This is a genomic window from Aeromonas sp. 5HA1 (genome assembly GCF_029237245.1).
Taxonomy (GTDB): domain Bacteria; phylum Pseudomonadota; class Gammaproteobacteria; order Enterobacterales; family Aeromonadaceae; genus Aeromonas; species Aeromonas salmonicida.
Genome location: NZ_JAACFW010000006.1, coordinates 18,683 through 42,346 on the forward strand (window position 1 = coordinate 18,683; position 23,664 = coordinate 42,346).

Below are 23,664 nucleotides of genomic sequence, written 5' to 3' on the forward strand. Positions count from 1 at the left end.
CCCTGTCACATTACTTGCTGACAATTTGCAGCGGTACCGGGATGGATTTTTCTACCGGCTGACCCTTGAGTACCTTGTCGGCGGTTTCCACGCCGATGGCACCGATCAGGGCCGGTTGTTGCGCTACTGTGGCGGCCAGTTTGCCACGGGAAACGGCGGCCTTGCCATCATCAGTGCCGTCGAAGCCGACGATCATCACCTCTTTGCCGGCAGCCTGTACGGCGCGGATGGCACCCAGCGCCATTTCGTCGTTCTGGGCAAACACGGCTTGCACACCCGGGTGCGCGGCCAGCAGGTTTTCCATGACGTTCAGCCCCTTGGTGCGGTCAAAGTCGGCAGGCTGGGAGGCCAGCACTTCCAGCTTGTTGGCAGCCACGGCCAGGGCGAAACCTTCGCCACGGTCACGGGCGGCGGAAGTACCTGCGATCCCCTCTAGCTGGATCACCTTGGCGCCAGCACCCAGTTTCTGGGTGATGAAGTCGCCAGCCAGCTTGCCGCCAGCCACGTTGTCGGAGGCAATGTGGGCTTTGACCTCACCCTGGGCGGCACCGCGATCCAGGGTCAGCACAGGGATGTTGGCCTTGTTGGCCAGGCGGATGGCATTGCCAACGGCCTCGGAGTCGGTCGGGTTGATCAGGATGGCGTTGACCTTGCGCACTGTGAGATCTTCCACGTTGGAGAGCTCCTTGGCCGGGTCATTCTGGGAGTCCAGTACCACCAGTTCATAACCAAGCTCCTTGGCTTTGGCTTCGGCCCCCTCTTTCATGGTGACGAAGAAGGGGTTGTTGAGGGTGGAGACCACCATCGCCAGGGTCTGATCGGCGGCCTGGGCGGTGCCCAGCACAGACATGATGGCGGCAGCGAGCAGGGTATTGAGCTTTTTCATCATTTCATTCCTTGTGTGTGTGGCATGGCTTAGGTTGTTATCGATTGCTCTTGTTATCGACCATCACGGCGAGCAAAATGACGCTGGCCTTGGCGATCATCTGGTAATAGGACGAGACGTCGAGCAGGTTGAGGGCGTTGTTCAGGAAGCCGATGATGAGGGCCCCTATCAAGGTCCCCATGATGCGACCCTTGCCCCCCATCAGGCTGGTACCACCCAGCACAACGGCGGCGATGGCGTCCAGCTCGTAGCCCATGCCGGCCGTCGGCTGGGCAGAGGAGAGGCGGGAGGTGACAATGAGGCCAGCCAGCGCCGACAGCATGCCACACAGACCATATACGGCGAGTTTGACCCTGGCCACATTGATGCCGGAGAGGCGGGTGGCAGATTCGTTGCCGCCCAGGGCATAGATGTAACGGCCCAGACGAGTGTGGTTGAGCAGGTACCAGGCCAGCAGGAAGACGATGGCCATCAGCCAGATGGGCACAGGCAGACCAAGCAGGTAACCGGTACCGAGCCAGGCGAAGTGATCGGATCCCTCGCTAAAACCGGTGGAGATGGGGCGCCCCTCGGTATAGACCATGGTCACGCCGCGCAGGGCTGTCATGGTGACCAGGGTGGCGATGAATGCCTGCACCTTGCCCTTGGCAATGATGAGGCCGCTGATGCCGCCGAGCAGGGCACCGGCCCCCAGGGTCAGTGGCACTACCAGCGCTATGGGCAGCTCCATCGCTACCATGGTGGCTGCCAGGGCGCCGCACAGGGCGAGCACAGAGCCGACAGACAGATCGATGCCGGCGGTGAGGATGACCAGCGTCATGCCGACCGCCATGATGGCGTTGACCGACGTCTGGCGCAGTATGTTGAGCAGGTTGTCGGCGGTGAAGAAGTTGGGGCTCAGGAAGGAGACCACGCCTATCAACACCAGCAGGGCGACCAGGGATTTGTTCTCAATCCACCAGGCCTTGCTCATGATGCCGCGGCGGGAAAGGGTTTGGGTTGTCATTGAAAGGCCTCTTGCTCTGATTGCCACTGTTTACCGACTGCCGCCGCCATCAGTTTCTCCTGATTGGCGTCCGCGGACATGAATTCTGCGCTGATGCGCCCTTCGTGCATCACCATGATGCGATCGCTCATGCCGAGCACTTCCGGCATCTCGGAGGAGACCAGAATGATGCTCATCCCCTCCTGCTTGAACTGGTTGATGAGCTGGTAGATCTCTTTCTTGGCACCCACGTCGACGCCGCGGGTCGGCTCATCCAGGATCAATACCTTGGGCTTGGTCAGCAGCCCCTTGGCGATGGCCACCTTCTGCTGGTTGCCACCGGAGAGCAGCTTTATCAGCTGCTCCTGACTCGGGGTCTTGATGTTGAACAGGCGCACATAGTCACTCACTGCCTGGCGCTCGGCCTTGCCGTCTATCTTGCCGCCACGGATGAACTCATCGAGGGCGCACAGACTCATGTTTTCCCGCACCGAGAGTTCCAGCACCAGCCCATCCCCCTTGCGATCTTCGGAGATATAGGCGATGCCGACGGCCAGCCCATCGGCAGGGGTGCGTGGCACCATGACCTTGCCATCGACCTCGACAGCGCCGGCGCTGATGGGACTGGCCCCGTAGATAAGTTTCATCAGCTCGGTACGGCCTGAGCCCATCAGGCCACTGAAGCCAAGTATCTCCCCCTGACGCAGTGAGAAGCTCACCCCGCGCACACCCGGGCCAGCCAGATCTTTGACTTGCAGGCTGACAGGACCCAGTTCCCGATGCAGGCGCGGGTACTGCTCTTCCAGCCGCCGACCGACCATCATCTCGATGATCCTGTCTTCATCGAGATCGCTCACTGCTTTCTCGCCGATCCATTTGCCGTCACGCAGCACGGTAACCCGGTCGCAGATTTGGAAGATCTCCTTGAGGCGATGGGAGATATAGACGATGCCACAGCCCTGCTGGCGCAGTTCGCGGATCACGGTGAACAGTTGCTCTGTTTCGGTGTCGGTCAGGGCATCTGTGGGCTCATCCATGATGATGACGCTGGCATCGAACGAGAGGGCCTTGGCAATTTCCACCATCTGCTGTTCACCAATCGACAGCTCTCCGAGCCGGGTATCCGGACCATGCTTGACGCCGAGACGACCGAGCAGGCTGCTGGCGCGCTCGTGCAACTGCTTGTGGTCAATGCTGCCAAAACGGGTACGCGGTTCGCGGCCAAGGAAGATGTTGGCGGCAATGGAGAGCTCCGGCAGCAGGTTCAGCTCCTGGTGGATGATGCTGATGCCCTGATCCTGGGAGTCGCGGGGACCCTTGAAGTGCACAGGCTGGCCGCGGTAACTGACGCTGCCCGCATCGGCTTGATAGATGCCGGTCAGCACCTTCATCAGGGTGGATTTGCCGGCGCCATTCTCGCCGAGCAAGGCCATCACCTGGCCCGGGTAAACCTTGAGTCCTGCCTCATCGAGGGCGCGGACACCGGGAAAGGTCTTGACGATGCCGGTCAGCTCCAGAATGGGCGAGGGGGGCGTGTCAACGCTCCCGGTGAGCCCCGAAAGGGGGGAGGGAGTTGTGCTCATTGCAGCTTCCTTGAAGAGGCTTAAAACGCCACGCCGGCGCAGAGAATGAGGTTGGCATAGGGCGTGACTTCGCCGCTGCGTACTATCGCCTTGCTCTGGCGGGAGCGGGTCTTGAACTCCTCATGCAGGCAATATTCGATGGCAATGGGTTTGCCTTGCTCGAGCGAGTGGGTCTCGATCTGATCGAGCAGGGCTTGATGGGTGTCAGGGCTGATCAGCTTTATCTCGCTGGCCATGATCACTTTTTCCACCACAAGATCCGTCAGTAGCGCTTTCAGCACTGTCTGCAGGTTGGGGGTGCCCGCCATCAGCGCCAGATCGATGCGCTCCGGCCCCGCCGGAATGGGTAATCCCGCATCGCACACTGTGAGCTCGTCGGTGTGGCCCATCTGTGCCACCAGGGCACTCAAGGGAGCATTGAGCAGTACGCCTCGTTTCATAACAGCACCTCGGCAGACTTGCGTCTACGTATCTGATGTTTATCCAGGCAACCGGTTACGCAACCGGTTGCTTCATGGGGTAAACGATAGGCGCTAAGGCACGCTTGATCTACAGGGAGATGGCAGAAATGTGAAAACGATCTCAATGCCGGGGGGAAAAGGATGAAAAGAGGTGCCAGACAGCGTACAGGCACCCATGTGCAGAGGATTGAAGGAGAGAGGGGTCAGAGGACGAGGGCCTGCTGCACGCCGGGGCGTGTGAGCATCTGTTGATAGTGGGCTGCTACCCTGGGGAACTCGCTGATGGCCACCCCATCGCTTTCGAGCCAGCCGGCGACTACGAACAGGTAAATGTCGGCAAGGCTGAAGCGCTCCCCCAGCACCCAGGGGCCGACCAGATAGTGGCGCTCAATTTCGGCAAAGCCATCGCGCATGTTTTGCGGCACCTTGGCCTGCATGGCAGCGACAGCCTGTTCATCATCGGCCCAGCGGCTGCCGCGGCGTCCGTGGGCATGGGAGACATGCACGGTGGAGGCGAGGAAGCTGTTGACCTCCTGCATGCGGGCCAGCAGGAAAGGGTCATCCAACGGGGCAAGCTTGGCATCGGGAAAGCGCTGCGCCACATAGAGCAGCAGTGCCGGGGTTTCAGTCAGCACGCCGCGCTCGGTAACAAGCGCCGGCACCCGGCCTTTGGGATTGATGGCGAGATAGGCGGCAGAGCGCTGCTCCCCCGCCGCCAGATCGAGTCGCTTGACCTGATGGTGGGCCCGGGCCTCGGTCAGCGCTATGTGTACGGCCATGGCGCAAGTGCCAGGGGCGAGATACAGGGTCAAATCAGACATGCATGTCTCCTTGTGATGTGTGTTTTCCTCGCGTCGCCCGGATGGGGAAGGGCGGAGGCAGTCAGCAAATGCGGAATATCTGTTGGCATCCTACGCCCATCACAACGGTGGGCCAAGGCGGGAAAGGAAGGAGGTGAACCGGCCTGCGCTTATGAAATCAAAGGCTTTCCCACCAGCAGATAAGGGGAAAAACGGCTACGCATACCGAGTCAAATCGCTATAATGTGCCCCCTGAATAGTGTTTTTCTGATGTTGGATAGTCCATTGAGTAATAAAATGCGGATCGGTGGTTCCCTCGAGCAATCCCTGAGTCAGGGATATCGCCTCGACCTCAAGGGGGTACTGCAAGAGAGTTGGCAACAGACGCGCCGTACCGGTTTCGGCCTGCTGCTGGCCATAGTAGGGGTTACCTCCATCTGGATGTTGCTGAGCAATACCCTGCTGGCGCCTTACGTCAATCAGGAAGGGGGGATGGATATTGCCCTGGTGCTGAGTCTGCTCATCACCATCATGATGGCCCCCATGACCTCGTCCCTCGACATGCTGGGATTGCAGCAGTCGGTCGGCGTCCGTGCCCGTCCGAGCCAGGTATTCGATTTCTTTCGCCACTTCCTGCGCCTCGGCAGCCTGAGCCTGCTGGGCAGCATGATCACCAGCCTGTTCGGTCCTCTGTTTGAACTGGTGGGCTTGCCGGTGATGCTGGCGTTCATTCCGTCTGCGCTGATCGGCATGGGGCTGGTGTTTACCGTGCCGCTGGTGCTGGAACGCGGCTTGTCACCGGTGCAGGCCATTCTGGTGTCGCTCAAGTTGTTTGTTCGTGGCTGGCCCAGCATAGTGCTGCTGCACGGTGTCATGCTGGCGCTGTTTTTCCTGGCGCTGCTCCCCATGGGCCTGGGGCTTATCTGGGTGGCTCCTCTCTACTTCAACTGCAAGGGGATCCTCTATCGGGACCTGTGCGGGGTCGCGGTAGAAGTGACCGACGTGAGCGAAGGTCCCGATCATTTCAGCGCTTGACCGGCGTATTCAGTGCCAAGAGATGGCACACCAAGATTTCAACGCATGACGAGTGCGTGATGCAAAAGGATGGCACATGAAGATGGCTCGACATGGCGTAGCGGCAAGCTTGCTGCTGTTGCCCACCCTGGGGTTGGCACAGCCTTCACTGGATCTGCAATACAGTACTTTCTACAGCCAGATGAAGACCTTTGCCAAGGGGGAGTTTGGTCATGCCAGACTGGGGTTTTATCTGACCGATCAACAAAATGGACAGCGTTGCCTGCTTACCTCGGCCCGGGTTTCTACCCTGGATCGGGACGTGGCTGCCGAGGTGACGGTAGACAGCGAGTTGCGGCTGCCCTACGACGATGATCTCAATCTGGACAAGGCGACCGTGGTGGTGGGCTTGACCGAGGCACACGCTGCCTGCGATCTTTCGGTGCAGGTGATGGCCGATGCCCCGCCTGTGTCAGGCAGCCAGTTGGAGCTCAAGGTGGCCGAGGTGGTCAAGCGCCAGCAGGATATGCAGGCCCTGCTGAGCAAGCTGGCCGGCATGGTCGGCAAGTATTTCCTGCCGGAGATGGCGGGTGTGCGGGTGACACTGGTGCAACCGACTGGCACTGCCTATCTGGTTGATGGCGCCCGCCAGCTGCCACTCTCCTGGCAAGAGGGGCAGTTGCTGCTGAGCAACGCACAACTGGCAGACTTCGCCGCGGGCAAGCTGCAACTGAAGGGGGACATACTGCGACTGACCCCCTGGTTGCACAAGGGCTGAGCAAGCGTCACGCCAGAAAGATAAAAAGGAGCGCCGGGCGCTCCTTTTTCGTTGCAGATTTCGTTACCGATTGTGCAGTGCCTAGCGCACTTCGATCACATCCAGCACGTCCATCTCGTCGATGTTCAGCAAGGGGGCTGTCGGCAGTTCGGGCGGATCAAATGCCTTGTCGCCGCCATCTATGATGCCAGAGTCACGGTTGATGCTCTTGAAGTCGAACAGCTTGTGATCGAGCAGGTGGCTCGGGATCACGTCCTGAATGGCGGTGAACATGGTTTCGATACGACCCGGGAAGCGGCGATCCCAATCCTGCATCATCTGCTTGATGGCCTGACGCTGCAGGTTCTCCTGCGAGCCGCACAGGTTGCAGGGGATGATGGGGAAGGCCTTGACCTCGGCGTAACGTACCAGGTCTTTCTCCTTGCAGTAGGCCAACGGGCGGATCACCACGTTCTTGCCATCGTCGCTCACCAGCTTGGGCGGCATGGACTTGAGCTTGCCGCCGTAGAACATGTTGAGGAACAGGGTTTCAAGGATGTCATCCCTGTGATGGCCGAGGGCAATCTTGGTGCAGCCCAGCTCTTGCGCCGTGCGATAGAGAATACCTCGGCGCAGGCGGGAGCAGAGGGCGCAGGTGGTTTTGCCTTCCGGTACCTTGTCCTTGACGATGGAGTAGGTATCTTCTTCGACGATCTTGAAGTCAACGCCCAAGGTTGCCAGGTACTCAGGCAGCACATGCTCGGGGAAGCCGGGTTGCTTCTGATCCAGGTTGACGGCCACCAGATCAAAATGGATGGGGGCGCTTGCCTTCAGGCTCATCAGGATGTCGAGCATGGCAAAGCTGTCCTTGCCGCCGGACAGGCACACCATGATCTTGTCGCCCTCTTCAATCATGTTGAAGTCGGCGATGGCCTGACCTACGTTGCGCCGCAGGCGCTTTTGCAGTTTGTTGAAACTGTATTTATCTTTGGCGTTCAGCTCTTCTAGCATGCTCGTAAAACCCGGGACACAAATAAGCGCGTTATTATAGCCATGTCCCGGGGGAGGGCAAGGTGCCAGGATGAAAGGCGCCTTATGATTGACGACGCCGGCTGTCTACCGGGCAGCTGTAATCGTCGGGTTTGAGGATCAGGATGTCGCAGGAGAGCCTGTCTACCACATGTTCGGCGGTATTGCCGAGCAGGGCGGCAGAGAGGCCGGTACGACCGACACACCCCATGATCATCAGGGTGGCTTGCAGGTCGTCAGCCAGGTCGGGCAACACCTCTTCCGGCAACCCTTCCGCCACCCTGGTCCACAGATGGCCTATGCCATATTTGTCGGCATGGCTCAGCAGCAGGCTCTCATGGTGCTTGCGAATAGCCTCGTTGTAAGCGTTGGGGTCGAACTCCGGCAACTCTATGGCCACATTGACCGGGGTACCGGGATAGGTATTGACCAGATAAAGGTTGGAGCCGAGCAACTCGGCGATACCAATGCCTTCCTCCGTGATCCGTTCGTTCAGCACTTTCTGATCCTGATCGTCGCTGGAGCAGTTGATGGCCGCAATAATGTTGCCACCCCGTTGCCAGTGGCCCTCTTTGACCAGCAGGACAGGACAGGGGCACTTGCGCAGCAGATGCCAGTCGGTCGGAGTAAAGATGAAGGTTTGCAGGAAGGAGTGATGATGGGTCGCTTTGACCACCAGATCGTGGCGATTCTCCAGGACTTCCTGAATGACACACTCGAAGGGGCGATTGTGCCAGACCACCTTGACCTCGTAGTCCAGTCCCTTGGCACGGTAGGGTTTGAGAATGTCGTCTAGCCATTCACGACGCTGGGCGATCACGCCGTGGCGCATCTCTTCCCGTTCATCCACCGACAGCATGGCGGTCATTTCGTACGAGAAGTCATAAATAGTGAGTAACAGGGTCAGTTGAGCGCCTTCATCGAGCTCAGCTACTTTGACCGCACGTTCGAGGGCAACTTGCCGCTCTTCTTCCGGGTTGATAACAACCAGAATTTTTCGGTACTTGACCATGTTCTCTTCCTCCTTGGCAAAAATACCAATGATGACAGACCTTTAGCCATTACAGCTTAGCTCAGGAGGAGGCTGAGGGACATGTGCCGGATCAAATTTCAGACTGAACCGATCCGGCAACGAGGGCAGACAGAGGGGAAATTAACCGCAGGCAGGACGAGGGGCGCCAGCCATGACGCCGAGGGCCATCTGATCCAGCACGGTAATGTATTTGCCTTTGACGCTGATGAGGCCGGACTTCTGAAAACGGCCAAGCAGACGGCTGATGGTCTCCACCGTGAGGCCCAGATAGTTGCCGATATCACCCCGGGTCATGGAGAGGCGGAATTCCTTGGCGGAGAAGCCGCGCTCGGAGAAACGCACCGACAGATTGTGCAGGAAGGCAGCGAGGCGCTCTTCCGCATTCTTCTTGGAGAGCAGCAGTATCATCTCCTGATCGTCCATGATTTCGTTGCTCATCAGTCGCATGATTTGCTGGCGCAACTTGGGCATTTTGCCGGAGAGATCGTCGAGTACGTCGAACGGGATCTCGCACACCATGGCCGTTTCCAGCGCCTGGGCAAAGGACGGATGCGCATGCTTGTGAATGGCATCAAAGCCAACCAAGTCCCCTGCGAGGTGAAAAGCGGTTATCTGCTCGTCACCCTGTTCTGTGATGGTGTATGACTTGATGGTCCCGGAACGGATCGCATAGAGCGACTTCAGCTCATCGCCGGCTTTGAACAGCTCTTCACCCTTCTGGATCGGCTTCTTGCGCTCAATGATGCTGTCGAGCTGATCGAGTTCACTGTCGTTCAGAGTGAAGGGAATGCAGAGCTGGCTGATGCTGCAATCCTGGCAATGAATTGCACAGCCACCGCTCTGAATACGTCTGCCAGGTTTCTTTTCCGGGATCATAGGCTCATACGAATAATTGATTTATATCAAACAAGTTTACCATCAACTCATCCGTTTTGGATAGGGTTTCAAAAGGACGCTATCCCGACCCAGAGGGTATGCAGCCCATATGCAATGAGCAAAACAGCCCCGCCTTGACGCAAACTGCGCAAGGTCAGCCAGTAGCGCAGCCGGTCCGCCAGTCCCCCCAGTGCAAAGAGTGTCGGCAGGGTCCCTATGCCAAAGCAGAGCATGATCAGTGCCCCGCCACTGGCAGAACCAGCTGCGGCACTCCAGGTCAGCATGGAGTAAACCAGACCGCAGGGCAGCCAGCCCCATATCATGCCGAAAGGGAACGCCTGCCAGGCCGAGGTGAAGGGAAGAAACTTGCCTGCCAGCGGCTTGATCCGTGGCCAGAGTCGGGCACCGATCCGCTCGAGCAGCAGTATGCCTTGCCACCAGCCGGCAAGGTACAGGCCGAGCGCTATCATCAAGAGCGCCGCCATCAGCCGCAATCCGGCGATGGCATGTTTGCCCGCACCGAGCTCGCTGGTGGTGGCCAGCAGCCCGCCCACCAGAGCGCCAGCGATGACATAGCTGATGATCCGCCCCAGGTTGTAGTTGAGGAGATAACCAAGTCGGCCCCAAAAGTGCTGTTTCTCGGGGGGAATGGCCATGGAGAGGGCGGCCGAGACGCCACCACACATGCCAATGCAGTGGCCAGAGCCTGCGAGCCCCACCAGCAGGGCCCCTACCAGATCAAGGCTGGCGGTCATCGGACTTGGACTCGATGGGTTTCTGGGCTGGTTTGTCTTCATCAAACAGTATGTTGGATCCCTGGCGGTCGAGATCTTCAAACTGCTCGGAGCGAATGGCCCAAAAGAAGACGGCGCCTGCGATGATGACAAACAGGATGGCGATGGGGATCAGGACGAAGATGATGTTCATGATGCAAGCCTTGCTATGAGAGTGGTCATGGTAAACCAGTTACCGGCCAGGATCCCTCTTCATTCAATATGTGTTGGTGCGCTCATATTCGCATGAGCACGCCGTTTTCACGGTTCAGCGATTGAGCCTCATGGAGTTGGTGACCACGATGAGGGAGCTCAAGGACATGCCAGCCGCCGCCAGATAGGGGGGTAGCCAGCCGCTGGCCGCCAGCGGCAACACCAGCAGGTTGTAGCCGATGGACCAGGCGAAGTTCTCCTTGATGATCTTGCGAGTGCGGATGGCCAGGGTGCGGGCGTCCAGCAGGCGTGACAGGTCATCGGCCAGCAGGATGGCATCTGCGCTGTTTTTCGCAAGATCCGTGCCGCCCGCCATGGCAAAAGAGGCGTGGGCTCCAGCCAGTACGGGGGCATCGTTGATGCCGTCACCCACCATGATGCTGATATCACCTTCAGCTTCGCGCGCCTTGAGGTAGGCCAGCTTGCCATCCGGGGTGACGCCTTTTACCAGCTCATCCACTCCAAGCTCGCGGGCCACTTCGTCGGCCTGGGCAGAGCTGTCACCGGTGAGAATGGTGGTCTGCAAACCGGCGGCCTTGAAGGCCTGGATCAGGGCCCTGGCATCCGGGCGCAGTGTATCGGCCAGGATAAAGCGGGCCAGCACTCGGGATTCATCCGCCAGATAGATGGCAAGGCCCTGGCTGGCGGTGTGCTCTGTGAGCAGAGCCAGCCAGCGGGCGCTGCCGATGCGATAATGCTTGCCTGCCACACACCCCTCAATACCGTGGCCGATGACTGGGACCACCTCGCTTGCAGGCAGCAAGACGTCGTCGGCTGCCGTGCTTTTAAACGCGCGGGCGATGGGGTGCTCGGAATAGGCTTCCAGTGCCCGGGCGATGGCGAGGCATTGATCTTCGCTCAGCTCCGCCAGCGCCGTTGTGCTGGTCAGGCTGATATTGCCCGTGGTCAGGGTGCCGGTCTTGTCCATCACTATCCGGTTGGCCTTGGTCAGCACGTCCAGCACATGGCCGCGACGCAACAAAATACCGGAGCGAGTGAGGCGGGCGGTGGCCGAGGTGAGGGCGGTCGGCGTGGCCAGCGACAGGGCGCAGGGACAGGTGGCGACCAGCACGGCCAGGGTGACCCAGAAGGCTTGCTCCGGTTGATGGAAGTGCCAGAAGGTCCACACGGCTGCGGCAATGATCAACAGCACCAAAATGAAGTGACGGGAGAGCACATCCGCCATCTGGGCGATGGCTGGCTTGTCGTCGAGGGCGTGATCCTGCAGCCGCATTATCTGGGCGATGCGCGACTCTTCGATGCGATGGCTGACCCTGATCTGGAGCGGTGCATCCGTGTTGATGGTACCGGCATAGACGCTGTCACCCACCTGCTTGAACAGTGGCAGTTGCTCGCCGGTCAGCATGGATTCGTTGAGGCTGGCCTGCCCCTCGACAATGATGCCGTCCGCCGGCAGGGTAGCACCGGCCAGCACTCGTACCCGATCGCCTGCCTGCAAGGTCTTGGCCGCCACCTCGTGCTCACCCTCCTCATCAATGCGGGTGGCCATGATGGGTACCAGCCGTGCCAGGTTGGAGCTGGACTCGGACGCCTTGCGCCGGGCCCGCAACTCCAGAAAACGTCCCAGCAGCAAGAAGAAGACAAACATGGTGATGGAGTCGTAATAGACCTCACCCGTGTTGAAGACGGTGGCCCACATGGAGGCGACGAAGGCGCCGATCAGTGCCAGCGACACCGACACGTCCATGGAGAGGTGGCCCTGTTTCAGGCTGCGCCATGCCCCCACGTAAAAGGGCTGGGCCGAATAGATCATGATGGGGGTCGAGAGCAAGAGGCTGATCCACTTGAAGTAGACCATGAACTCATCCTCGACACTGATGAAGAGATCCATGTAGAGCGCCACGGCGCACATCATCACCTGCATGGACCCCAGGCCCGCCAGCGCCAGCCGGAACATGTAGTTGCGCACTTCTTTGGCGTAGATAGCCTCTTGGCTGTGGGTCTGGAAGGGGTAGGCTCGATAGCCTATCTTGGCGAATCCCTTGAGAATGTCGCTCAACGAAAGCTGGTCCGGATCCCACTTGATGCGGGCGCGGTGAGTAGTGGTGTTGACGTTGATGTAGTGCAGACCGGCAAGGCCGGTCAGATGGCGTTCGATAAGCCAGGCACAGGCGGCGCACGTAAGCCCCTCAACGCTGAGCTGGATCTCGCGCACCCTGTGGCTGCCCGTGCCGCTGTTGGTGACAAAATCCTGTTGCACTTCGGCAAGATCATAATGGGTGAGTGCTGCCAGCTCTTCGGGCACCAGTTCTCCCTTGGTTCCGGGCGCTGTGCGGTGATCGTAATAGCTGGAGAGGCCGCACTCCATGATGGTTTCTGCCACGGCCTGACAGCCCGGGCAGCACATGGGTTCCACTATGCCCTTTATCTCGAGGGCATAGTGGCTGGCGGCGGCAACCGGCTCGCCGCAATGAAAGCAAGCCTTCATGGTGTGTTACCCCGGGGGATGGCGAGCAGGGCACCTCGACTGTTGGCGGCAACCGGCTCGCCACAGTAAAAACCGCCTGTCATGACTTAACGCCCTTTGGGATCGAGTTCGACGGGTGCTGTGGTCGGGAGCTGGACTGTCTCTTGCAACCGCCACTCATGGTCGAACGCATCGACCCGTATATGCCACTTGCCACTCAAGGGCTGGTCGAGCAGCAGGCGATAAACGCCGCTGGCGTCAGCAGTCACCATGTGTTCGCTGTCCATGCCGGCCAGGGTCGGGTGAAACAGGGAGAGGTAGAGGGCCTGACGGGGTGGGATCTCTCCCGAGAGGGGCTTGAGAGTCAGCTCGTTGCCGTTCACTTCCAGCGCTATGCGGATATTGAGCGCTTCGGATCGATCGAACTTGCTCAAGTCCTGATTAATCTCTTTGCCTTGTTTGTAATAGTCTTCTGCGACCAGATTGACCCCATCCTTGCTGGCGATGATTGCCGTGCTGATGCCGGCAATCACGGCGGCGGCCGGGAGGGCGATGATAAACCAGGGCCAAAATTGGCGATACCAGGGTTGGGACATAGTGCTACTACCGTGAAACCTGTGATTAACGAAATAGAGGGGATTTAGCCAACACAAGATAACAAAAAGCCTCGAAGAGTCGAGGCTTTTTGCTGAGTAATCACGTGCTTATCACATGTTACTGCTGATTTTACTTGTCGGTGTGGGACAAGCTGTAAACGTAGGAGGCAAGCAGGTGCACCTTGTCTTCACCCAGAATATCCTGCCAGGCTGGCATGACACCGTGACGACCGTGGGTGATGGTCTGCTCGACCACCTGACGGGAACCGCCGTACAGCCAGATGTTGTTGGTCAAGTCCGGGGCACCGAAGGCGATCCCTCCCTTGGCATCCGGACCGTGACAAGCGGCGCAGACGGCAAAGCGGGCTTCCCCTTTCTTGGCTTCCACCAGGTCAACCTTGCGACCGGACAGACCCAGCACGTAGGAGGTCACTTCCTTGACGCCATCCTTGCCCAGTATCTCGCCCCAGGCAGCCATCACACCCTGACGACCGCCCATGATGGTGGTTTTGATCTGGGCAGGCTCTCCGCCCCATTGCCATTCGCTGTCGGTCAGGTTCGGGAAACCGCGACCGCCGCGGGCATCGGAGCCGTGGCACTGGGAACAGTTCTGCAGAAACAGGCGCTGTCCGACTTTCAGTGCTTCCGGATCCTTGGCGATCTCGGTGATATCTTTGTAAGTCTTGCCGTCTGTCTGATAGGTCAGCTCGCGGAACTTGGCGCCGTAGATCTCGTCAGCCTTGAGCAGCTCACGGTCATACTCCACCGCACGTCCTTCAGCCTTGGCAGAGGCTGCCGCCGCCTTGGACTCCGCCAGGGAGCGAACATCCTGATTGGAGCTCTGCCAGCCCAGCAGACCCTTCCAGTTGCCCAGACCTGGGAAGGCCAGCAGGTAGACCAGGCCGGTGACGATGAAGAAGATGAACATATAGGTCCACCACTTCGGCAGCGGATTGTTGATCTCTTCGATGCCGTCGAAGGCGTGTCCCATGGACTTTCCTTCCTCTACACCCATCTTGTCCCGCAGGCACCACACCAGCAGCAAGAAGCAGCCGAGAATGGTTCCCAGACTTATGACGGTCACAAAAATGCTAAACAAAGTGCTCATTATTGTTTCGCTCCTGCGTTCTTGTTATCAGCACCGGGTTGCTCGTCATCGGCAAAAACCAGGTTGGCTGCCTCGTCGAAAGAGGCCTTGCGGCGTTTGCTGTATGCCCAGACGATGATGCCGATCATGATGGCCATCAACAGCAGGGTATAAAGGCCGCGAAATGTGCCGTAATCCATATCCTGACTCCTTATTTCAGGGCATGACCCAGTGATTGCAGATAGGCTACCAGCGCATCGAGCTCTGTCTTGCCCTTCACGGCGTCGCCTGCACCTTGCACGTCGGCCTCTGTGTAGGGCACGCCAAAGTGATCACGGAACAGGGCCAGCTTTTTGCCGGTCAGTTCACCTGTCATCACAGTGGTATCGAGCCAGGGGTAGCCAGGCATGTTGGACTCAGGCACCACATCGCGCGGGTTGATGAGGTGAGCACGGTGCCAGTCGTCAGAGTAACGACCGCCCACACGGGCCAGGTCTGGACCCGTACGCTTGGAGCCCCACAGGAAGGGGTGCTCCCACACACTTTCACCCGCGACCGAGTAGTGACCGTAACGCTCGGTTTCGGCCCGGAACGGACGGATCATCTGGCTGTGGCAGTTGGTACAGCCTTCGCGAATGAAGATGTCGCGTCCTTCCATCTGCAGGGCTGTATAGGGCTTGAGGCCCTCCACCGGCTCAGTGGTCTGCTTTTGGAAGAACAGCGGGGTGATTTCAACCAGCCCCCCCAGGCTGATGGCAAAGATGATGCCGACCACCAGCATGGGTACGCTTTTTTCAAATATCTCGTGACGGTTATTGTTGCTCATGCTTTGACCTCTTCAATCATGCGGGCTGGGCGACAGGTTCCAGGGAACCCTTGGGCGCAGAGATGGTGCGGTAGGCGTTGTAGGCCATCAGCAACATACCGGTGACAAAGAAGCAGCCACCCAGGAAGCGCACGAAGTAGAAGGGATAAGAGGCCTGCAACGCTTCCACGAAGCTGTAGGTCAGGGTGCCGTCATCGTTGACTGCACGCCACATCAGTCCCTGCATCACGCCGGAAATCCACATGGCAACGATATAGAGTACTGTCCCCACGGTCGCTAGCCAGAAGTGCACGTTGATCAGGCGAATGCTGTACATGCGGCCCTGATCGAACAGGTTCGGGATCAGGTGATATATGGCGCCGATGGATACCATGGCAACCCAGCCCAGGGCACCTGAGTGGACGTGGCCCACTGTCCAGTCGGTGTAGTGGGAGAGGGCATTGACTGTCTTGATCGCCATCATGGGGCCTTCGAAGGTGGACATGCCGTAGAACGACAGGGACACAATCAGGAAGCGCAGAATGGGGTCATAACGCAGTTTGTGCCAGGCACCGGACAGGGTCATGATGCCGTTGATCATGCCACCCCAGGAGGGAACGAACAGGATCAGGGACATCACCATGCCCAGAGACTGAGCCCAGTCAGGCAGGGCGGTATAGTGCAGGTGGTGAGGACCGGCCCAGATATAGAGGGAGATCAGCGCCCAGAAGTGCACTATGGAGAGGCGGTAGGAGTAAACCGGACGACCGGCCTGCTTGGGCACGAAGTAGTACATCATCCCAAGGAAACCGGCTGTCAGCAGGAAGCCTACCGCGTTGTGGCCATACCACCACTGCACCATGGCATCCATGGCACCGGAATACATGGAGTAGGACTTCATGCCGGAGAGCGGCACTTCCATGTTATTGACGATGTGCAGCACGGCAACCGTGATAATGAAGGCGCCGAAGAACCAGTTCGCCACATAGATATGGGAGGTGGTGCGCTTGACCAGGGTGCCGAAGAAGACCACGGCATAGGCAACCCAGACCACTGTGATGGCGATGTCGATAGGCCATTCCAGCTCAGCGTACTCCTTGGCGGAGGTGAATCCCATCGGCAGCGAAATGGCGGCAGAGAGGATAATCGCCTGCCAGCCCCAGAACACGAAGGAGGCAAGCTTGCCTCCAAACAGTCTGACCTGACAGGTGCGTTGTACCACATAGAAGGAGGTCGCCATCAGGGCGCTACAGCCAAATGCGAAGATAACCGCATTGGTGTGCAGAGGGCGCAGGCGGCTGTAAGTCAGCCAGGGTGTTTCGAAGTTGAGGGCGGGCCAGATCAACTGGGCTGCGATCAGTACGCCAACCGACATGCCGACAATTCCCCAGACAATTGTCATGACGGTGAACTGGCGAACAACGGTGTAGTTGTACTCAGGATGGTTAGTTATATGGCTCATCGTTGTATTCCGCTTCCGATGCTGCTGTTGTTTGATTTTTGTGTCCAGTGACATGGACCGACATCATTGGCTACTGCCCTGCCTCTTGTTAACAACTGTTAATGAAAGGAAAAGCAAAAAGTAGCTAAATGAAAATTCAATGGGAATGATACTGAACCGACAGGTAAAATAACAGTATAAACAGTGATATATTTGGCTCCGTCGGGTCCCGCCTGCTTAATAAATTACCTTGCGCGAGATCACGAAAATGTCATTTTTCAGGCATCTTAAAGGGTTGTTTTTTCATGAAAGAGAGACTCACTTCACGCAAAATTGTGCACTTGGCGATCGTCCTGGCTATTTTGCTCGGATTGGTTGCCTATCGAACCTGGTTTGGCGGGGGGCAGGCCCAGGTGGCGGGATCAGAAAAAGATCAAATCTGCGATCTGTCTCACACCTCATGCAGCATGGTTCTGGGTGACAAACCCTTGACCGTCAGTATCGCGTCGCTGCCGGTACAGGCCGAACATGACTTCATGATACTGCTTCAGGGCGGGGATCCGGGGATCAAACCGGTAAAAGCCTGGCTGGAGGGGCGGGACATGTTCATGGGGACTATACCGCTCAGTTTCGAGTCCACAGACACTGGCTGGCAGGGGACGACCATGGTGGGATCCTGTACCTCGGCGATGATGGTCTGGCTGCTCAATATCGAGTGGAACAATGGCCAGCGCCAGCAGCTGGCGCTCTCGGTTGCCCGCTAAATCCTCATCTTTAATAAGAAGAGGGATGGGGTTGAAGTGAAAATTGATTTGAAATTTTCAGGCAGGGCGTTACCTTGCACAGATTATCAAGGAGTGAAGTTCATTTAATCATGATTGAAAAACAAGCATTTTATCGCGGACTCAACCAGCAAGCGCAGGCGCTGCTGGAAGGGGAGCCGGACCTCATTGCCAATCTGGCCAATCTCTCCGCCTTGCTGGCACTGGAGCTGACCGACATCAACTGGGTGGGTTTCTACCTGTTGCAGGGAGATACTCTGGTACTCGGGCCCTTCCAGGGCAAACCGGCCTGCGTGCGTATTCCGGTCGGGCGTGGGGTATGCGGCACTGCGGTTGCTGAGGGTAAAACCCAGCTCATTGACGATGTGCATCAATTTGAAGGGCATATCGCTTGCGATGGTGCCAGCAATGCCGAAATCGTGATCCCGGTGCGCCGTGGTGGCGAGATCATCGGCGTGCTCGATATCGACAGTCCAATTTTTAACCGTTTTGATGAGAAAGACCGGATTGGACTCGAAGAAACGGTGCAAATATTGGAAAGCATGCTCTAAGTCATTGCTAGATGGTTCGCAAAAGGCCCCAAGCTCTCTATAATGGGGCCTTTGTTGTGTTGTGCTCGGGCGTACCCGCGCGTTTATATGAAAGCCAAGGTTATACATGGAAAACACTGAAAAGCTGAAGAACAGTAAAGAGATCGTTGCCTACCTGGTCGAGAAGTTCCCGGCCTGCTTCATCGCTGAAGGAGAGGCCAAGCCGCTCAAGATTGGCATCTTCCAGGATTTGGCCGAGCGTCTCGCTGACGATGCCAGAGTCTCCAAGACCATGCTGCGCTCTGCACTGCGTCAATACACCTCCAGCTGGCGTTACCTGCATGGCCTCAAAGCCGGCCAGGCCCGTGTCGATCTGGACGGCAACCCGGGCGAGCTGCTCACCGAAGAGCACATCGAACACGCCAAGCAAGCGCTGAAAGAGAGCAAAGAGCGTGTCTTTGCCAGCCGTCGCACCAACAATAAAGAAGAGAAGGCCAAGCAGCCCCGTCGTCCTGCCCCGCGCAAGGCCGATGCTGCCGCCAAATCTGACAAGCCCAAGGCCGCACCCAAGGCAGTCGTTGCCGATGCGCCTCTGGTAAAGGTCGATGCCGCCAATCTGAAAGTGGATCAGGGTGTCAGGGTCGTGCTGGGCAAGTCTCCGGTGCCGGCGACCATCAAGGAAGTGACCAAGGATGACGTTCAGGTCCAACTGCAGACCGGCATGATGCTGCGGGTCAAATTTGAGCATCTGGTTCTCTAAGGAGACAAATGTTGAAGCATGGCGTAATTCGTTTTTCCCTCGTTGCCTGTAGCCTGGCGCTTGCCGGGCTTGCACAGGCCATCGAGCCGGTGCTCAAGGAAAGTGATTTGCCTGTGTTGGCTCAAGAGAGCCAACATGCTACGGCTAGCAAGCGAATTGCCAATCTGTTTACCCGCTCGCATTACAAGCAGTTCAAGCTGGACGATGCCTTTTCCTCCGTGATTTACGACAAGTATCTGGAGAATCTGGACTACAGCCGAAACCTGTTTTTGGCCTCTGATATCAGCCGCTTTGAAAAGTACCGTAACGGCTTTGACACCGATCTCGAAAGAGGACGGCTGGCGCCTGCTTACGAGATGTTCAATCTGAGTCAGCAGCGGCGTTATGAGCGGTTCGAATACGCCCTCAAACTGCTCGATACCCCTTTCGATTTTACCCAGCCCGACAATTACCTCTTTGATCGGGAAGGGGCGGCTTGGCCCAAAGATGAAGGCGAACTCAACGAGTTGTGGCGCCAGCGGGTCAAGTTCGATGCCCTGAGCCTCAAGCTCAGCGGCAAGGAGTGGCCCGAGATCAAGGAGCTGCTTGGCAAGCGTTACAACAACGCCATCAAGCGGATGTCCCAGACCGAGAGCGAGGATGTGTTCCAGCTCTTCATGAACTCCTTCGCCCGTGCCATCGAACCGCACACCAGTTATCTCTCCCCGCGCAGCGCCGATCGCTTCAACACCGAGATGAACCTCTCGCTGGAAGGCATCGGAGCCGTGTTGCAGGCAGAGGATGACTTTACCGTCATTCGCTCCCTGGTGCCGGGTGGCCCGGCTGCCAAGTCCAACCACCTCAAACCCGATGACAAGATCACCGGGGTAGGGCAGGACGACGGCAAGATTGTCGATGTGATTGGCTGGCGTCTTGATGACGTGGTCGAGCTCATCAAGGGACCCAAAGGCAGCAAGGTCAAGCTGGAGATCCAGCGCGGCAAGGGCGCCGGCGTCAAGACAGAACAGATCGAGCTGACCCGCGACAAGGTGCGCCTGGAAGACAGGGCCGCCAAGTCCAAAGTGATCACAGCGGAAGGCAAGAAAATTGGGGTGCTCGAAATCCCGAGTTTCTACGTCAACCTGCACGATGACGTGATCAAGGAGATCTCCAGCCTCAACAAGCAGAAGATCGAAGGCCTGATCGTCGATCTGCGCGGCAACGGCGGCGGTGCGCTGACCGAAGCCTCTGCCCTGAGCGGTCTCTTCTTTGCTGGCGGGCCCGTGGTGCAAATTCGTGATCACATGGGCCGTATCACGGTCAATGGCGATGACGATGGCAACATCTATTACGGTGGCCCCATGTCGGTGATGATCGACAGGTACAGCGCGTCTGCATCCGAGATCTTTGCCGCCGCCATGCAGGATTATGGTCGCGCCCTGATCCTCGGCGAAAACTCGTTCGGCAAAGGCACAGTGCAGCAACATCGCAGCCTCGCCAAGGTCTATGACTTCTACGAGCAGCCCCTGGGTCACGTGCAATACACCATTGCCAAGTTCTACCGGATCAACGGTGGCAGCACCCAGAACAAGGGCGTCGCTCCCGACATCGGTTTCCCCACTGCGGTAGCACCGGATGAGACGGGTGAAAGTCGCGAGTTCAACGCCTTGCCCTGGGACAAGATTGCCTCGGCCAGTTACGAAAAGCTCGGTAACTTCGCCAGCCTCTTGCCCAAGCTGAAAACGGCCCACGAGGCACGGATCGCCAAGGATCCCGAGTTTGCCTATGTGATGCAGGACATCGCCGACTACAAGGTGGAGCAGGACAAGAAGTCTGTCTCCCTCAATGAGGCGGAACGTCTGGCAGAGCAGGCCAAGCAGGACGAGAAGGCGCTGTTGCGCACCAACGAACGTCTGGCACGCCTTGGCAAACCTGCGGTGAAGAGTCTCGACGAATTGCCGGCTGATTTTGAAGCCCCCGACGAGTATCTGATCGAAGCGGCCAATATCACGGCGGATCTGGCCAAACTCAGCAAACAAGGCTGACGTTGGCTTGGCAATAACAGGTACACAAGGGCGACTCAGGTCGCCCTTTCTTTTGGCTGAATGCAAACTATTTGACCCTGCCAACCGGTTGTGACAGCCTCTGACACGTCAATTACAAGCGTGGAAGCAAACAATAATGACCGATCACTCCCAGGCCATGACGGCCAAATATCGCCAGGATTATCAGGCTCCGCTCTACTGGATCGACAGCATCGATCTGGATTTTCAACTGCAGGAGCCGCTGACCCAGGTCACCGCCATCTCCCGTCTGCGCCGTAACGGTGAACATAATGAGCCGCTGGTACTGGATGGTGAGGGGCTCTCCCTGCACAGTGTCAGCGTGGATGGCGTGCCTTATCAAGAGTACGAACAGGGGGAGAATACCCTGACCCTGTTTAACCTGCCGGCTGAATGTGTGCTGACCATAGTCACCCTGCTGGATCCTGCCGCCAACACGGCGCTGGAAGGACTCTACAAGTCAGGTGATGCCTATTGCACCCAGTGCGAGGCCGAAGGTTTTCGCCGCATCACCTATTATCTGGACCGCCCCGACATACTGGCCCGTTACAGCACCCGGATCACTGCCGACAAGGCCAAGTATCCCTTCCTGCTTTCCAACGGCAACAAGGTCGACAGCGGTGAGCTGGATGGTGGTCGCCACTTCGTGCAGTGGCAGGATCCCTTCCCAAAACCCAGTTACCTGTTTGCTCTGGTGGCCGGTGACTTTGATGTAGAGCGCAGCCACTACACAACCAAGAGCGGCCGCAAGGTGGCCCTCGAGATCTTCGTTGACAAGGGCAACCTGGACAGAGCCGGTTTCGCCATGGAGAGCTTGATCAACTCCATGCGCTGGGACGAGCAGCGCTTTGGCCTCGAATATGACCTCGACATCTATATGATCGTCGCGGTGGACTTCTTCAACATGGGCGCCATGGAGAACAAGGGGCTGAACGTCTTCAACTCCAAGTTCGTGCTGGCCAACCCGGTCACCGCCACCGACAGCGATTACCACGGTATCGAACGGGTCATAGGTCACGAATACTTCCATAACTGGACCGGCAACCGGGTCACTTGCCGCGACTGGTTCCAGCTCAGTCTCAAAGAGGGGCTGACGGTGTTCCGGGATCAGGAGTTCTCTTCCGATCTGGGATCCCGTGGTGTCAACCGCATCAACAATGTGCGTACCGTGCGCGGTCCGCAGTTTGCCGAAGATGCCGGCCCCATGGCCCACCCCATCCGCCCGGATGTGGTGATCGAGATGAACAACTTCTACACCCTGACCGTCTACGAGAAAGGGTCGGAAGTGATCCGTATGCTGTATACCCTGTTGGGAGAAGACAATTTCCAGGCGGGTATGCGCCTCTATTTCGAGCGCTTTGACGGTCAGGCGGTGACCTGTGATGATTTCGTGCAGGCGATGGAAGATGCCTCCGGGGTGGATCTCGGTCGCTTCCGCCGCTGGTACAGTCAGTCCGGCACCCCCGAGCTCACCGTGTCCGACGAGTACGATGCCGACAGCGGCGTTTATCGCCTGCACGTGAGCCAGCACACGCCGCCGACTCAGGATCAGCCACAGAAACTGCCGCTGCACATCCCCCTCGACATCGAGTTGTATGACCAAAATGGCGCCGTCATCCCGCTGCAATATCAGGGCAAGGAAATAGGCCAGGTGCTTGACGTGCTCGAAGCAGAGCAGACCTTTATCTTCGATAAGGTGACAGTCAAGCCGGTTCCTTCCCTGCTGCGGGATTTCTCCGCGCCGGTCAAGCTGCATTATGACTACAGCGATGAGGCACTGGCCTTCCTGATGCGCCATGCACGCAACGAATTTGCCCGTTGGGATGCGGCCCAGATGTTGATCAACAAGGCGGTGATGGCAGGGGTTGTACAGGTGCAGCACGGACAGGGAGTCGATGTCTCCGAGCCCCTGCTGGCAGCTTTTGTCACCATCCTGGACGACGCCTCGCTGGATCCGGCACTCAAGGCCGAGATCCTTGCCCTGCCGGGGGAAGCTACCCTGGCCGAGCTGTTCGAGGTGGCCGATATCGATGCCATCCATCAGGTGCGGGATGCTATTCATGCTCGTCTTGCCGCCGCGTTCGGTGCTCGGCTGGCAACCACCTATGCGAGCCTGCAACTGCAAGGCTATCAGGTGGTGCATGCCGATATGGCAAAGCGTGCGCTCAAAGGGGTTGTGCTCGGTTATCTGGCGGCACTGGATGCCGCGCACGCTGATGCGCTGGTGCGCCAGCAATACGCCAATGCCGACAACATGACCGATACCCTGGCGGCGCTGCAGGTGGCCAACGGCTATCTGCTGCCGTGCCGTTCCGAACTGCTGGCCGATTTTGAAGGCAAATGGGCCAGGGATGGGCTGGTACTGGACAACTGGCTGCGACTGGTGGGCAGCAAACCGGCGACCGATGTCCTCAGTGAGGTTCGTCAGGCGATGGCCCATCCCACCTTCAGCATTCGCAACCCGAACCGGCTGCGAGCACTGATCGGCAGTTTTGCCATGAGCAACCAGGTGCAGTTCCACGCCATCGATGGCAGTGGTTACCGTTTCCTGACCGATATCCTCATCGAGCTCAACGAGGTCAATCCCCAGGTTGCTTCTCGCCTCATCACACCGCTCATTCAGTTCAAGCGACTGGATGAAGGGCGCAAGGCCCTGATCCGCGCAGAGCTGCTCCGGCTGTTCAACCTGGACGGACTGGCACGGGATCTGTTCGAGAAGGTGAGCAAGGCACTACAGCAGTAAGTGTTGACGGGGCAGGGGAGCCTGGCTCTCCTGCCCTTTT

Annotated in this window: 23 protein-coding genes; 7 read left to right on the plus strand and 16 right to left on the minus strand. The window is 58.2% G+C overall.

The features are described from left to right. Positions 1-10 precede the first annotated feature (10 nt). The 5 genes from rbsB to GWQ27_RS07110 all read right to left on the minus strand — a co-directional run bounded on the left by rbsB (position 11) and on the right by GWQ27_RS07110 (position 4,736). Positions 11-886, minus strand: coding sequence for a ribose ABC transporter substrate-binding protein RbsB (gene rbsB / locus GWQ27_RS07090; protein ID WP_021138711.1), 876 nt, complete (start codon positions 884-886; stop codon positions 11-13). Between the two features lie 37 nt (positions 887-923). Further along, complete coding sequence (gene rbsC, locus GWQ27_RS07095; protein WP_021138712.1) at positions 924-1,892, minus strand: ribose ABC transporter permease; 969 nt, start codon at positions 1,890-1,892, stop codon at positions 924-926. Then, positions 1,889-3,454 (minus strand): ribose ABC transporter ATP-binding protein RbsA, encoded by a 1,566-nt coding sequence (rbsA, locus tag GWQ27_RS07100; protein ID WP_275907007.1) that lies wholly within the window; start codon positions 3,452-3,454, stop codon positions 1,889-1,891. Before rbsA ends, rbsC begins: the two co-directional genes overlap by 4 nt. A 20-nt stretch (positions 3,455-3,474) precedes the next feature. Then, a complete protein-coding gene (gene rbsD / locus GWQ27_RS07105) occupies positions 3,475-3,894 on the minus strand; it encodes a D-ribose pyranase (RefSeq protein ID WP_275907008.1) in 420 nt (139 codons plus the stop codon). Positions 3,895-4,118: 224 nt separating this feature from the next. Beyond that, complete coding sequence (locus GWQ27_RS07110; RefSeq protein ID WP_275907009.1) at positions 4,119-4,736, minus strand: glutathione S-transferase family protein; 618 nt, start codon at positions 4,734-4,736, stop codon at positions 4,119-4,121. Between the two features lie 276 nt (positions 4,737-5,012). On the opposite strand from GWQ27_RS07110, the gene GWQ27_RS07115 reads away from it, so the two are divergent. Continuing rightward, the gene (locus GWQ27_RS07115) at positions 5,013-5,750 is read left to right on the plus strand and encodes a hypothetical protein (protein ID WP_169047589.1); all 738 of its coding nucleotides are present in this window, start codon (positions 5,013-5,015) and stop codon (positions 5,748-5,750) included. A gap of 76 nt (positions 5,751-5,826) precedes the next feature. Further along, entirely contained in the window at positions 5,827-6,507 is a 681-nt protein-coding gene (locus tag GWQ27_RS07120) for a DUF2987 domain-containing protein (RefSeq protein WP_169046094.1), read from the plus strand. Positions 6,508-6,588: 81 nt separating this feature from the next. Here the strand turns inward: GWQ27_RS07120 and ttcA are convergent, their stop codons facing one another. The 11 genes from ttcA to ccoN form a co-directional block, all read right to left on the minus strand. Continuing rightward, positions 6,589-7,497 (minus strand): tRNA 2-thiocytidine(32) synthetase TtcA, encoded by a 909-nt coding sequence (ttcA, locus tag GWQ27_RS07125; protein ID WP_005315582.1) that lies wholly within the window; start codon positions 7,495-7,497, stop codon positions 6,589-6,591. 82 nt (positions 7,498-7,579) lie between these two features. Next, positions 7,580-8,527, minus strand: a complete 948-nt coding sequence (gene uspE, locus GWQ27_RS07130; protein ID WP_005315586.1) for a universal stress protein UspE — start codon at positions 8,525-8,527, stop codon at positions 7,580-7,582. A gap of 141 nt (positions 8,528-8,668) precedes the next feature. Continuing rightward, positions 8,669-9,424 (minus strand): FNR family transcription factor, encoded by a 756-nt coding sequence (locus GWQ27_RS07135; RefSeq protein WP_275907010.1) that lies wholly within the window; start codon positions 9,422-9,424, stop codon positions 8,669-8,671. A 68-nt stretch (positions 9,425-9,492) separates the two neighbouring features. Then, a complete protein-coding gene (locus tag GWQ27_RS07140; protein WP_155602657.1) occupies positions 9,493-10,179 on the minus strand; it encodes a sulfite exporter TauE/SafE family protein in 687 nt (228 codons plus the stop codon). Further along, the gene (gene ccoS / locus GWQ27_RS07145; protein ID WP_005315597.1) at positions 10,163-10,351 is read right to left on the minus strand and encodes a cbb3-type cytochrome oxidase assembly protein CcoS; all 189 of its coding nucleotides are present in this window, start codon (positions 10,349-10,351) and stop codon (positions 10,163-10,165) included. Before ccoS ends, GWQ27_RS07140 begins: the two co-directional genes overlap by 17 nt. A 114-nt stretch (positions 10,352-10,465) precedes the next feature. Then, the gene (locus tag GWQ27_RS07150) at positions 10,466-12,859 is read right to left on the minus strand and encodes a heavy metal translocating P-type ATPase (protein WP_275907011.1); all 2,394 of its coding nucleotides are present in this window, start codon (positions 12,857-12,859) and stop codon (positions 10,466-10,468) included. Positions 12,860-12,945: 86 nt separating this feature from the next. Further along, positions 12,946-13,434 carry a FixH family protein gene (locus GWQ27_RS07155; RefSeq protein WP_021138722.1) on the minus strand — a complete coding sequence of 163 codons (489 nt, stop codon included), beginning with the start codon at positions 13,432-13,434 and terminating at the stop codon, positions 12,946-12,948. Positions 13,435-13,564: 130 nt separating this feature from the next. Beyond that, complete coding sequence (gene ccoP, locus GWQ27_RS07160; RefSeq protein ID WP_159166398.1) at positions 13,565-14,542, minus strand: cytochrome-c oxidase, cbb3-type subunit III; 978 nt, start codon at positions 14,540-14,542, stop codon at positions 13,565-13,567. Continuing rightward, positions 14,542-14,721 carry a CcoQ/FixQ family Cbb3-type cytochrome c oxidase assembly chaperone gene (locus GWQ27_RS07165; RefSeq protein WP_005315611.1) on the minus strand — a complete coding sequence of 60 codons (180 nt, stop codon included), beginning with the start codon at positions 14,719-14,721 and terminating at the stop codon, positions 14,542-14,544. Before GWQ27_RS07165 ends, ccoP begins: the two co-directional genes overlap by 1 nt. An 11-nt stretch (positions 14,722-14,732) precedes the next feature. Beyond that, positions 14,733-15,347, minus strand: a complete 615-nt coding sequence (gene ccoO / locus GWQ27_RS07170; RefSeq protein WP_005315614.1) for a cytochrome-c oxidase, cbb3-type subunit II — start codon at positions 15,345-15,347, stop codon at positions 14,733-14,735. A gap of 16 nt (positions 15,348-15,363) precedes the next feature. Continuing rightward, positions 15,364-16,788 carry a cytochrome-c oxidase, cbb3-type subunit I gene (ccoN, locus tag GWQ27_RS07175; protein ID WP_113720292.1) on the minus strand — a complete coding sequence of 475 codons (1,425 nt, stop codon included), beginning with the start codon at positions 16,786-16,788 and terminating at the stop codon, positions 15,364-15,366. Positions 16,789-17,072: 284 nt separating this feature from the next. Between ccoN and GWQ27_RS07180 the strand changes: the two genes are divergently transcribed. From GWQ27_RS07180 to pepN, 5 genes are all read left to right on the plus strand, one after another. Next, positions 17,073-17,531 carry a hypothetical protein gene (locus GWQ27_RS07180; protein WP_275907012.1) on the plus strand — a complete coding sequence of 153 codons (459 nt, stop codon included), beginning with the start codon at positions 17,073-17,075 and terminating at the stop codon, positions 17,529-17,531. A 110-nt stretch (positions 17,532-17,641) separates the two neighbouring features. Next, positions 17,642-18,100, plus strand: a complete 459-nt coding sequence (locus GWQ27_RS07185; RefSeq protein WP_005315627.1) for a GAF domain-containing protein — start codon at positions 17,642-17,644, stop codon at positions 18,098-18,100. 106 nt (positions 18,101-18,206) lie between these two features. Beyond that, positions 18,207-18,839 (plus strand): RNA chaperone ProQ, encoded by a 633-nt coding sequence (gene proQ / locus GWQ27_RS07190; protein ID WP_017412180.1) that lies wholly within the window; start codon positions 18,207-18,209, stop codon positions 18,837-18,839. A gap of 8 nt (positions 18,840-18,847) precedes the next feature. Next, positions 18,848-20,863 (plus strand): carboxy terminal-processing peptidase, encoded by a 2,016-nt coding sequence (gene prc / locus GWQ27_RS07195; RefSeq protein WP_021138725.1) that lies wholly within the window; start codon positions 18,848-18,850, stop codon positions 20,861-20,863. 136 nt (positions 20,864-20,999) lie between these two features. Continuing rightward, positions 21,000-23,624 (plus strand): aminopeptidase N, encoded by a 2,625-nt coding sequence (gene pepN / locus GWQ27_RS07200; RefSeq protein ID WP_275907013.1) that lies wholly within the window; start codon positions 21,000-21,002, stop codon positions 23,622-23,624. Positions 23,625-23,664 lie beyond the last annotated feature (40 nt).

What these genes read in the sequence shown, in the direction of transcription:
- rbsB (WP_021138711.1), bottom strand. Translation starts at nt 886, where the DNA reads ATGAAAAAGCTCAATACCCTGCTCGCTGCCGCCATCATGTCTGTGCTG.
- rbsC (WP_021138712.1), bottom strand. Translation starts at nt 1,892, where the DNA reads ATGACAACCCAAACCCTTTCCCGCCGCGGCATCATGAGCAAGGCCTGG.
- rbsA (WP_275907007.1), bottom strand. Translation starts at nt 3,454, where the DNA reads ATGAGCACAACTCCCTCCCCCCTTTCGGGGCTCACCGGGAGCGTTGAC.
- rbsD (WP_275907008.1), bottom strand. Translation starts at nt 3,894, where the DNA reads ATGAAACGAGGCGTACTGCTCAATGCTCCCTTGAGTGCCCTGGTGGCA.
- GWQ27_RS07110 (WP_275907009.1), bottom strand. Translation starts at nt 4,736, where the DNA reads ATGTCTGATTTGACCCTGTATCTCGCCCCTGGCACTTGCGCCATGGCC.
- GWQ27_RS07115 (WP_169047589.1), top strand. Translation starts at nt 5,013, where the DNA reads ATGCGGATCGGTGGTTCCCTCGAGCAATCCCTGAGTCAGGGATATCGC.
- GWQ27_RS07120 (WP_169046094.1), top strand. Translation starts at nt 5,827, where the DNA reads ATGAAGATGGCTCGACATGGCGTAGCGGCAAGCTTGCTGCTGTTGCCC.
- ttcA (WP_005315582.1), bottom strand. Translation starts at nt 7,497, where the DNA reads ATGCTAGAAGAGCTGAACGCCAAAGATAAATACAGTTTCAACAAACTG.
- uspE (WP_005315586.1), bottom strand. Translation starts at nt 8,527, where the DNA reads ATGGTCAAGTACCGAAAAATTCTGGTTGTTATCAACCCGGAAGAAGAG.
- GWQ27_RS07135 (WP_275907010.1), bottom strand. Translation starts at nt 9,424, where the DNA reads ATGATCCCGGAAAAGAAACCTGGCAGACGTATTCAGAGCGGTGGCTGT.
- GWQ27_RS07140 (WP_155602657.1), bottom strand. Translation starts at nt 10,179, where the DNA reads ATGACCGCCAGCCTTGATCTGGTAGGGGCCCTGCTGGTGGGGCTCGCA.
- ccoS (WP_005315597.1), bottom strand. Translation starts at nt 10,351, where the DNA reads ATGAACATCATCTTCGTCCTGATCCCCATCGCCATCCTGTTTGTCATC.
- GWQ27_RS07150 (WP_275907011.1), bottom strand. Translation starts at nt 12,859, where the DNA reads ATGAAGGCTTGCTTTCATTGCGGCGAGCCGGTTGCCGCCGCCAGCCAC.
- GWQ27_RS07155 (WP_021138722.1), bottom strand. Translation starts at nt 13,434, where the DNA reads ATGTCCCAACCCTGGTATCGCCAATTTTGGCCCTGGTTTATCATCGCC.
- ccoP (WP_159166398.1), bottom strand. Translation starts at nt 14,542, where the DNA reads ATGAGCACTTTGTTTAGCATTTTTGTGACCGTCATAAGTCTGGGAACC.
- GWQ27_RS07165 (WP_005315611.1), bottom strand. Translation starts at nt 14,721, where the DNA reads ATGGATTACGGCACATTTCGCGGCCTTTATACCCTGCTGTTGATGGCC.
- ccoO (WP_005315614.1), bottom strand. Translation starts at nt 15,347, where the DNA reads ATGAGCAACAATAACCGTCACGAGATATTTGAAAAAAGCGTACCCATG.
- ccoN (WP_113720292.1), bottom strand. Translation starts at nt 16,788, where the DNA reads ATGAGCCATATAACTAACCATCCTGAGTACAACTACACCGTTGTTCGC.
- GWQ27_RS07180 (WP_275907012.1), top strand. Translation starts at nt 17,073, where the DNA reads ATGAAAGAGAGACTCACTTCACGCAAAATTGTGCACTTGGCGATCGTC.
- GWQ27_RS07185 (WP_005315627.1), top strand. Translation starts at nt 17,642, where the DNA reads ATGATTGAAAAACAAGCATTTTATCGCGGACTCAACCAGCAAGCGCAG.
- proQ (WP_017412180.1), top strand. Translation starts at nt 18,207, where the DNA reads ATGGAAAACACTGAAAAGCTGAAGAACAGTAAAGAGATCGTTGCCTAC.
- prc (WP_021138725.1), top strand. Translation starts at nt 18,848, where the DNA reads ATGTTGAAGCATGGCGTAATTCGTTTTTCCCTCGTTGCCTGTAGCCTG.
- pepN (WP_275907013.1), top strand. Translation starts at nt 21,000, where the DNA reads ATGACCGATCACTCCCAGGCCATGACGGCCAAATATCGCCAGGATTAT.